Raw genomic sequence first — 10,943 nt, forward strand, 5'->3', positions numbered from 1 at the left:
CCCGTCGCGCAACGTCGCCACCCGGCGCGCGTGCGGAGGCACCCGGCCGGCCGTCGGATGCCCACCCCGACGCGGGCACCCCGACAGATGCTACGGACCCGGGCGGCCATCGTCAGCCCCCGTGAGCGGCGGTTTGGCACCGGGTCTTACCAGGTGACGCTCGGTGGCGTGGGGCCTCACCCTGGGTGTGCGCCGCCCCTGCTCCGGGCCGGCGGGGTCGGGCGACGGGCGGCGCGAACGGCGTCGGTCGGGCGGGACCGTCCAGCCCGTCGACCCTAGGATGGCGTGGGCCGGGCGGTCGTGGAAACCCGCCTGACCTGCCGTTAAGGTGCCGTCCACGGTGGAAAATCGCCGGTTTGCAGGGGCTTTTGCCGCAAATTTACTTGCCGGTAGGCGCTTAGGCTGAAACTCCTTTTCGCGCTAGGGGGATGATCGGCCGAATTTCGCCGTCCGATCTTCAGGTGCCGGTGGGCCCTTCGGTCCGACTCCGATCGATGATCTTTTCTCGGCCGCATCGAGCCCTATTCTGCTTCCATTGTGAAGTCCTGGGGGGGATCATGATCACAATCGACTGTTCCTGCGCGCCTGCCCACAGTGGAGCCGAGCCGGCCCGCTGACATGCCGCAACAGACGATCATCCAACAGTTCGCCGGGGTCGCGGCCACCCGTCCCGACCAGCCGGCGATCCTCGGCGAGACCCACGAGGTCAGCTACGCCGCCCTGGCCGCCACCGTCGGCGGGCACGCCACCGCGCTCACCACGGCCGGTGTCCGGCCCGGCGACCTGGTCGCCCTGCTCACCGGGCACGGCGTGGCCGCCGTCGCCGCGACCCTCGGCACCCTCGCCGCCGGTGGCGCGTACGTGCCGCTGGACCCCGGGTTCCCGGTCGACCGCCTCCGACGCCTGCTCGACGTCGCCGCCGACGTGCGGGTCGTCGCCTGCACCGCCGAGCACCGCGCGCTGGCCGACACGCTGTGCGCCGCACGCCCCGGCACCGGCGTGCTGGTCCTCGACGACAGCGCGACCGCGCCGCTGCGGCCCACCCCCGTCGACCCCGACAGCCCGGCGTACGTGCTGTTCACCTCGGGCTCCACCGGCACGCCCAAGGCCGTCGCCCAGACCCACCGCAACCTGCGGCACGTCGTCGACAACCAGATCGACACCCTGGCGATCGGCCCGACCGACCGGCTCAGCCTGCTCGCCTCGTTCAGCGTCGACGCGGCCATCCCCGACCTCTACCCGGCGTTGCTCACCGGGGCCGCCCTCGTCCCGATCGACCTGCGCCGGCACGGCCTGGCGTACGCCGTCGAGTGGCTCGCCCGGCACCGGGTGACCGTCTACCACTCCACCCCGACCGTCTACCGGTTCCTGCTCGACACCCTCGGCGACCGGCGGCTGGACACCGTGCGGGTGGTGCTGCTCGGCGGTGAACAGGCCACCCACGCCGACGCCACCCGGGGCCGCGACCGGTTCGCCCCGGACTGTGTCCTGGTCAACGGGTACGGCGCCACCGAGATGACCTTCGCCGCCCGGTACGCGCTGCCGCTGGCCACCGCCGCCCCCGCCGCCCCCGCCGCCCCCGCCGCCACCGGCCCGCTGCCGATCGGCACGGCGTTGCCCGGCTACACACTGCGGCTGGCCGACTCCGGCGAGATCGTGGTGCGCAGCCGGCACCTCGCCCCCGGATACCTGGGCCAGTCGAGCGACCGGTTCGGTGTCGACCCCGACGGGATGCCCACGTACGCCACCGGTGACCTGGGGGCCAGGCTGCCCGGCGGTGAGCTGGTCTGCCTCGGCCGGCTCGACCGCCAGGTCAAGGTACGCGGGTTCCGGGTCGAGCTGACCGAGGTCGAGGCGGTCCTCGCCGACCAGCCCGGCGTCGCCGCCGTCCGCGCCATCGCCCGGGGCGGCGAACTGCTCGCGTACGCCGTGCCGGCCGAGGGTGGTCTCGACCCGGTGGCCCTGCGCGCCGCCCTCGCCCGGCGGCTGCCGGAACACGCGCTGCCCCGCGCCGTGCTGGTGCTCGACGCGTTCCCACTCACCGTCACCGGCAAGATCGACGAGCGGGCGTTGCCCGACCCGACCCCCGAGGTCCCCGCCGGGCAGGAGCCCACCACCGCCACCGAGCGCACCGTGCACGACATCTGGTGCGCGGTGCTGGGCCGCAGCGCCATCGGGCGGCAGGAGAACTTCTTCGACGCCGGCGGGCAGTCGCTGCTGCTCGGCCAGGTCCAGCAGCGCATCGCCGAGCGGTTCGGGGTGATGCCGCCCATGGTGCGGCTGTTCGCCCACCCGACGATCGCCACGCAGGCCCGCCTCCTCGACGGGGACCACCCGGCCGTCGGCCTGCACCCGCCCGAGGCGGCGGTACGCACCGCGGCGGCCCCCGCGCCGACCCTGCCCACCCCGGCCACCCCGCCGGTCGCCGCCCGCGAGTACACCGGCGACGAGATCGTGGTGGTGGGGCTCGCCGGTCGGTTCCCCGGCGCACCCGACGCGGCGACCTTCTGGTGGAACGTCTGCGCCGGCGTGGACTCGATGCACGACCACACCGACGCCGAACTGGACGCCCTCGGCATCGGGCCGCGACTGCGCGCCGACCCCCGGCACGTGCGGGCCGGCGGCCGGCTCGACGGGGTCACCGACTTCGACGCCGAGTTCTTCGCCATGGGCGACGAGGAGGCCGCCCGCACCGACCCCCAGCACCGGCTCTTCCTGGAGGCCGCGTGGGAGGCGCTGGAGGACGCCGGGCACGACCCGACCCGCTTCCCCGGCCTGGTGGGCGTCTACGCGGCCACCTCCGCCAACCGCTACTTCCTGTTCCACCTGATGGACAACCCGGCCGTGGTCGGCGACGTCGACCCGGACGACTGGGAGGCCCGGCTGATCGGCCGGCAGGCCACCGACCACCTGCCCGGCCAGGTCGCGTACCGGCTGGGGCTGACCGGGCCGGCGGTGGCGGTGCAGAGCGCCTGCTCCAGTTCGCTGGTCGCGGTCTGCCTCGCCGCCCAGAGCCTCGCCGACTACCAGTGCGACATCGCCCTCGCCGGCGGTGTCAGCGTCACCTGGCCCCGCTACCGGGCCACCCCCGGCGGGCTGGCCTCCCCGGACGGCCGCTGCCGCGCCTTCGACGAGGCCGCCGAGGGGTCCGGTTTCGGCTCCGGCGTCGGGGTGGTCGCGCTGCGTCGGCTCGCCGACGCCCAGGCCGACGGGGACCGCATCTACGCCGTCCTGCCCGGCTGGGCGGTCACCAACGACGGCCCCGACCGGGCCGGGTTCGCGGTGCCCGGCCCCGCCGGGCAGGCCGCCGCCGTCGCCAACGCCCTGGCCGCCGCCGAGGTCGCCCCCGGCGAGGTCCGCTTCATCGAAGCCCACGGCAGCGGTACGCCGCTGGGCGACGCCATCGAGGTCGCCGCCCTGCACGAGGTGTACGGCGGGGCGGCCCCCGCCGAGTCCTGCGCGCTCGGCTCGGTGAAGACCAACATCGGTCACCTCGACGCCGGGGCCGGCATCGCCGGTCTGATCAAGACGGTGCTCGCCGTCCAGCACGCGGTGATCCCGCCGAACCTGCACTTCACCCGACCCCACCCGGAGATCGACCTGGCCGGGGGCCCGTTCTACGTACCGACCAAGGCCCGGGACTGGCCGGATGCGCCGCGCCGGGTGGCCGGGGTCAGCTCGTTCGGCCTCGGCGGCACCAACGCGCACGTGGTGGTGGAACAGCCGCCCCCGGTCGCACCGGCCGAGCCGGCGGCCCCCCGGTCCTGGCTGCTGCCGGTGTCGGCGCGCACCCCGCAGGCGCTGCGCGCGGCGTTGACCCGGCTGCGTACCCACCTGGCCGGCACCGGGCCGGAACTGTCCGAGGTGGCCGCCACCCTGGCCCTGGGCCGGCGTTCCTTCGGCCGGCGGGCCGCCGTCGTCGCCGCCGACCTGACCGAGGCGATCGCCGGGCTGGACGAACTGCTCACCACCGGCGTCACCGTGGCCGGTGCGCCCGGCGCACTGCGGGACCTGGCCGCCGGGTGGGTGGCCGGCCGGGACGTCGACTGGGCCGCGCTGCACCCGGAGGGCGTCGTGCGGCGCACCGGGCTGCCCGGCTACCCCTTCCAGCGCCGGCGGCACTGGATCGATCCACCGCAGAGAGGCGCACGGTGAACTGGTTCGTCTCGCCCGGAAGCCGACCCCTGGCACCGGTGCAGTTGTTCTGCCTGCCGTATGCCGGGGGTGGGGCCAGCGCCTTCCGCCGCTGGCCGGCGGAGATCGGCCCCGACGTCGAGGTGCTGGCCGTGCAGCTGCCCGGCCGGGAGAACCGGATCAGCGAGGACGCCGCCTTCACCGTCGCGGAGGTGGCCACCGCCGTCGCCGACCGGGCCGACCGCCCGTACGCGATCTACGGGCACTCGATGGGCGGCCGGCTCGGCTTCGAGGTGGTCCGGGAACTGCGCCGCACCGGCCGTGAGCTGCCGCTACGGCTCTACGTCGGTGGTGCCCGCGCCCCGCACGTCACCGCCGCGAGTCTCTTCGACGGGCTGTCCCAGGTGGCCGACGACGAACTGCTGCGCCGGCTCGCCGACGGCGGCGGCCTGCCCGCCGGCCTGCTCGACCACCCGGAACTGGTGGAGCTGCTGCTGCCGTTGCTGCGCGCCGACTTCGGCCGGGTCGACAGTTACCGGTACGTCCCCGAGGCGCCGCTGCCGGTGCCGGTGGTGGCGTTCGGCGGCCGGGCCGACCGGGCGGTCAGCCGGGAGCACAGCGCCGGCTGGGCCGGGCACACCGCAGCCGGCTTCACCCTGCACGAACTCGACGGCGGGCACTTCTTCCTGCACGACCGGTTGCCCGACCTGCTCGGTCTGATCCGCGCCGACCTGACCGCCGCCCTCGGCTCCCCGCCGCCCACCACCCCCGGTGCCCCGCGTACCGAGACCGAGACCGGCCGGGTCGCCTCGGTCGGTGCCGGCCGCGCCCCGGGGTCCGTCGCGGCGGTGCCGGCACCCGGCACGGGTGGGCCAGCCGACCACCGGGTGCCGCTGGGCGACACCGGCTGGTCGGTGTGGCGCGACGCGATCCTGCGCAGCACCGGCTTCCCGGCCGACGGCCTCGTCCTGTTCGCCGCCCCGGCCGCCGCCGCGCTCGCCGACGAGCTGCTGGCCACCGGCAGCGGCGTCGAACGCTTCGACAAGGAGTTCGACGAGGCCGTCCGCGCCGCCGGGCAGCGGTTCACCGAACTCGCCGCCGACTCGCTGGTGCGCGAGGCGGTGACCTGGCAGAACCGGGGCGCGCTGGTGGCCTTCGACGGGCTGGTCCGGGGCGGTCCCGACGCGCCCCGCAACGTGCGCCGTCGCGACCGGGAACGGGCCCTGCTCAAGTACTGGCAGCGGTACTGCGGCAAAAACGAGACGGTCGGCTTCTTCGGCCCCAGCTGCTGGGTGACCGTCGACCCGGCGCAGCCGGAGACCGCCCGGCTGCGGGTCGGCCCGGAACTGACCCGGCGACGGTGGGTCCGGTTCGAGTCGTGGGCGCTCGACGAGTACGCCGAGTGCATCGGCGCCGAACTCGCCGTCCGGCGCTGGTGGCCGCCGGTGCTGGCCCCGCAGGTCGCGGTGCGCGACCGCAGCGTGCTGCGCCCCGGGCAACCACCGGTGGCGCTGTCCCCGGTGGAGGCCGCGCTGCTGGCCGCCGTCGACGGCCACCGCCCCGCCCACGAGCTGGTCGCCGACCCGGCCATCGGGCTGCGCCGGCCCGAGGACGGCTACACCCTGCTCGACCGGCTCGTCGAACGGGAGCTGCTCACCTGGGACGCGGCCCTGCCGGTCAGCCCGGCCGCGGAGGAGGTGCTGCGCGCCCGGATCGACGCCATCGGCGATCCGGCGGCCCGGCTGGCCGCCCGGTCCGGGCTGGACCGGCTGACGGCCGCCCGCGACGCCGTCGCCGCAGCCGCCGGTGACCCGCACCGCCTGGGCGACGCCCTCGACGCCCTCGACACCACCTTCACCGAACTGACCGGGCGGTCGCCCCGACGTCGGGAGGGCCGGATGTACGCCGGCCGCACCCTCTGCCACGAGGACACCGCCCGGGATCTCGACGTCACCCTCGGCGCCCCGTTCCTGGCCGACCTGGCCGCGCCGCTCGACGTGCTGCTGCGGGCCGCCCGGTGGATGGTGGCCGCCCTGGCGCAGGCGTACGACCGGGTGTTCCGTGAACTGTACGACGAACTGCGCGGCGAGACCGGGGACGCCCCCGTCTCCCTGGCCGACCTGTGGTACCTCGCCCAGGGACTGTTCTGGGGTGCCGGCGACCGCCCGGTCGACGCGGTCGCCGCCGACTTCGCCGCCCGCTGGGCGGGACTGTTCGGCTTCGCCGGGCTGCCACCGGGTACCCGGGAGGTGCGCCTCGCCGCCGCCGATCTCGCCGACCGCGTCGACGAGGTCTTCCCGGCCGCCCCGGCGCACTGGTCCAAGGCCGTCCTGCACAGCCCCGACCTGCAACTCTGCGCGTCCGACGCGGAGGCGTTGGCGCGCGGGGAGTACACCGTCGTGCTCGGCGAACTGCACGCCGCGTGGGCGTCCTTCGACTGCGAGGTGTTCATCCCGGCCCACCCCGACCCACAACGGCTGCGGGACGCCCTCACCACGGACCTGGGCGGGCGTCGGCTGCGGCTGCTGTACCCCACCGACTGGCCACGGCGGACCAGCCGCACCGCCGAAGCCCTCGCCGGGCCCAGCGACCGGCAGTTGGCCTTCGCGGCGGCGCCCGGGGCCGACCCGGCCCGGGTGCTGCCCACGGTGGCGCTCACCGTGTCCGAGCGGGACGGCCAGCTGGTCGCCACCGCCGCCGACGGCGAGAGCTGGCCGCTGACCGAGGTCTTCGGTGAACTGCTCAGCGCCCACGCGGTGGACGGGTTCAAGCTGGTCGCCGCCGCCCCGTACACCCCCCGGGTCACCATCGACCGGCTGGTGGTGGCCCGGCGGACCTGGCGCACCACGGTGGGGGAGAGCGGTCTGGCCGACGCCGCCGGGGAACGTGACCGGTTCCTCGCGGTGCGGGCCTGGCGACGCCGCCTCGACCTGCCCGAGCAGGTCTACGTCAAGCTCGGCAGCGAGACCAAACCCTGCTACGCCGACCTGAGCAGCCCGGCCTTCGCGAACATGTTCTGCGCCATGGTGCGGGCGGCCCGGATGGGCGACGGCCCCGGGGTCTCCCTGACGGTCAGCGAGATGCTGCCCGGCCCGGACGACGCCTGGGTGCCCGACGCGGCCGGCCGCCGGTACCTCAGCGAACTGCGCCTGCACGTGGTCGACGACACCGCCCGGGACGACCGGTGAACCGGCACACCGTCCGCCCGGTGGGGCGTACCGCACCAGCAACCGTACGGGGAGCGACGTGACCGACATCCTGTCCATCAGTGCCGTCACCGGGGAAGCACTGCCCTGGCCGGACGGGACGCTGGCCGAGCTGATCGCCGAACGGGCGGCCCGCTGCCCGGACGCGGTGGCGGTGCGCCAGTGGGACGACCGGCTCACCTACCGGGAGCTGGTCGGTCGGGCGGCGGGCCTGGCCGCCGCGCTGCGGGCCCGGGGGGTGGGCCGGCAGACCCGGGTGGGGATCTGCGCCCACCGCCGGCCCGACCTGGTGGTCGACGTGCTGGGCGTGCTGCTCGCCGGGGGCTGCTACGTGCCGTTGGAGCCCGGTGGCCCCCGGCAGCGGCTGCGGGAGATCGCCGCCGACGCCGGGGTGACGCTGGTGGTGGGGGACGCGGCGGCGGTCGAGTTCGCCGACACCCCCGGCGTCGAGGTGGTCACCGCCACCGGCCCGGCCCCGTCGGCACCCTGCCCGGCGCGGGCCGGCGACCCGGCGTACGTGCTGTTCACCTCGGGTTCCACCGGCCGACCCAAGGGGGTGCTGACCACCCACCGCAACGTGGTCGAGTTCGTCACCGGCTGCGCCGCGCTCAGCGCCGCCGACGCCGGGGTGCGCAGCCTCGGCATCGCCTCGCTCGGCTTCGACGCGGCCAGCATCGACCTGTTCGTCCCGCTGCTGCTCGGCGGCAGCGTGCAGCTGCTCGGCGTGGACGACCGCTCCGACCCGGACCGGCTGGCCCGGTTCATCGTCGCCCACGACGTGAACTGGGGTTTCATCACCCCGACCGTGTTGTCCATGCTGGACCCGGCCCGGGTGCCGGGCTGGCGGACGGTGCTCTGCGGCGGCGAGGCCGTCCCCGCCGAGCTGGCCGCCCGCTGGGCGCCGGGACGACTGCTGCTCAACGGCTACGGCCCCACCGAGACCACCGTGCTGGCGGTCAGCGGTGAGCTGACCGCCGCCGACACCGACCCGGTGCCGATCGGGCGGCCCCTGCCCAACCACCGGGCGTACGTGGTGGACGACGCGCTGCGGGCGGTGCCGCCGGGGCAGACCGGTGAGCTGCTGATCGGCGGGCCGGGGCTGGCCGACGGCTACCTCAACCGGCCCGGCCTGACCGCCGACCGGTTCGTCCCCGACCCGTTCTCCGGGCTGCCCGGCGAGCGGCTCTACCGCACGGGCGACCTGGTCCGGCAGGCCGAGGACGGGCGGATCGTCTATCTCGGCCGGGCCGACCGGCAGGTCAAGATCCGGGGCCAGCGCATCGAGTTGGGCGAGGTGGAGGCCGTGCTCGCCGGGGTGCCCGGCGTCGACCGGGTGGCCGTGGAGGCGGTGCCCGGCCCGGCCGGGACCGAACTGGTCGCATTCCTCACCCCGGCCACCGCGCCCGACGACGACACCGTCCGGGCGTACGCCGGGGGGCGGTTGACCGCCGCGATGCTGCCGGCGCGGCTGCTGCGCCGCGACGACCTGCCGGTCAGCGCCATCACCGGCAAGCTGGACCGGCCGGCGCTGCGGGCGCTGGCCGACGCCGCCCTGACCGTCGTCCCCGCCGACGGGCCGACCGACGAGCCGACCGACCCGGTCGAGCGGGTCGTGCGGCGGGTCTGGACCCGGCTGCTCGGCGCGGCACCCGCCCCGGACACCGACTTCCTCGCCGCCGGTGGCAACTCCGTCGCCGCGATGCGGCTGGTCGCGGCGTTGCGCGCCGAGCTGGGCCGGCACGTCGACACCCGGGACGTGCTGGCCGGGCGCACCCCGGCCGCGTTGGCCGCCCGGCTGCGGGCCGCCGCGCCCGCCGACGCCGACGGGCTGACCACCGGCAACCCGCCGACGTTGTCCCCGCCGCAGCGCCGACTGTGGTTCGTCGACCAGCTCGCCCCCTCCAGCGCCCCCTACAACATCGCGGTCGCGCACCGGTTGCGTGGCCCGCTGGACACCGGGGCGCTCGGGGCGGCGCTGCGGGCCGTGGCCACCCGGCACGACGTGCTGCGCTGGCGCATCCCGCAGAACGCCGGGGTGCCCTACGCGGTCTGCGAGGAACCGACCGACGTGGCGGTGCCGGTGGTCGACCTGACCGGTCGCGCCGACGCCGGGACCGAGCTGGCCGGGATGCTCGCCGCCGGTGCCGCGCACGCCTTCGACCTGGCCACCGGGCCGCCCTGGCAGGTGACCGTCTACCGGCTCGGCCCCGACGAGCACGTGCTGGCGATGACCATGCACCACGCGGTCTTCGACGGCTGGTCCGAGGCGGTCCTCTACGCCGACCTGGCCACCGGGTACGCGCAGGCCGTCGCCGGTGCGCCGCCGGCCCTGCCGCCGCTGTCCGCCTCGTACGCCGACTACGCGGTGTGGCGCGACGCGCGGGACCGCCGGCAGGGCCCCGCCGACCTCACCTGGTGGACGGAGCACCTGCGGGGCGTGCCGACCGTGCTGGATCTGCCCCGCGACCGCCCCCGCCCGGCGGTGCAGACGTACGCCGGGGCGGAGGCGGCGGTGACCCTGTCCGCCACCGCCGACCGGGCGGTGCGGGACCTGGCCGGGCGGCGCGGCGGCACCGTCGCGGCGGTGCTGCTGGCCGGCTTCGCCGAGCTGCTGCGCCGGCTCACCGGCGGCGACGACCACGTGGTCGGGGCGATCGTCGCCGACCGTCGGCTGGCCGCCTTCGACGACGTGGTCGGCTTCTTCATCGACACCGTCCCGGTGCGGTTGCGCACCGGCCGGGCCGGCGGTGCCGGCGGTCCGGGCGCGGCCGGCGGGGTGGGTTTCGGTGAACTGGTCGACCGGTGCGCCGCCGAGCTGCACGAGGCGACCGCCCACCCGGGCGCACCGCTGGAGAAGCTCGTCGAGACCCTCGGGGTGGGGCGGGACACCTCCCGGGCCCCGCTGGTGCAGGTGCTGTTCAACGTGCTCAACTTCGCCCCGCCCCGGCTGGCGCTGACCGGCCTGACCGGCGAGGTGGTCCCGGTGCCCAAGCCGGGCTCCCCGTTCGACGTCACCGTCTACGTGGTGCAGCGCGACGGCCGGTGCGGGGTGGACGTCGTCTACAACCCGGACCTGTTCGACGCCGACCGGATCGACGCGCTCCTGGCCGACCTGGTCGACCTGGTCGGCGCGCTCGCCGCCGACCCGCACAGCCCGGCCGACACGGTCGCCGTGGCGCTGCCCCGGCCCACCGTACGGGTGGCGGCGCTCGGCGCGATGACGGTGGCCGCCACCGCACCGGCCCCGGTCGCGCCGGTGCCGACCGGTCCGGACGAGCTGACCGGAACCGAGGAGCTGATCGCCGGCATCTGGCGGGAGGTGCTGGACCGCGACCGGGTCGGGGTCGCCGACAACTTCTTCGACATCGGCGGGCACTCCCTGGCCCTGGCCGCGGTGCACGCCCGGCTCACCGCCGCGACCGGCCGGTCGATCACCATGCTCGACCTGTTCCGGCACCCCACCGTCCGGGCGCTCGCCGCCAGCCTCGACGGGGCCGCCGACCGACCCGAGCTGGCCCGCGCCGCGCTGCGCGCCGCCGCCCGGCGTGGCCGGACCCGTCGTACCCCACCGCCTCGCCGACCGCACCAGCCGTGACGCCGCAT

General features: G+C 76.2%; 3 protein-coding genes. All 3 read left to right on the forward strand.

The features are described from left to right. The first annotated feature begins 618 nt into the window (after positions 1–618). From ACQP2H_RS12890 to ACQP2H_RS12900, 3 genes are read left to right on the forward strand one after another with little or no spacing between them, the layout of a single operon-like run. Positions 619–4,155 carry a beta-ketoacyl synthase N-terminal-like domain-containing protein gene (locus ACQP2H_RS12890; RefSeq protein ID WP_433232941.1) on the forward strand — a complete coding sequence of 1,179 codons (3,537 nt, stop codon included), beginning with the start codon at positions 619–621 and terminating at the stop codon, positions 4,153–4,155. Next, positions 4,152–7,322: a thioesterase domain-containing protein gene (locus ACQP2H_RS12895; protein WP_433232943.1), complete on the forward strand. Its 3,171-nt coding sequence runs from the start codon at positions 4,152–4,154 to the stop codon at positions 7,320–7,322. Before ACQP2H_RS12890 ends, ACQP2H_RS12895 begins: the two co-directional genes overlap by 4 nt. A gap of 58 nt (positions 7,323–7,380) precedes the next feature. Beyond that, positions 7,381–10,935, forward strand: a complete 3,555-nt coding sequence (locus ACQP2H_RS12900) for an amino acid adenylation domain-containing protein (protein WP_433232945.1) — start codon at positions 7,381–7,383, stop codon at positions 10,933–10,935. Positions 10,936–10,943: the final 8 nt, after the last annotated feature.

This window comes from Micromonospora sp. CA-248260, assembly GCF_050942205.1.
Lineage (GTDB): Bacteria > Actinomycetota > Actinomycetes > Mycobacteriales > Micromonosporaceae > Micromonospora > Micromonospora antibiotica.

Coding starts and splice junctions, on each gene's coding strand:
- ACQP2H_RS12890 (WP_433232941.1), top strand. CDS start 619: ATGCCGCAACAGACGATCATCCAACAGTTCGCCGGGGTCGCGGCCACC.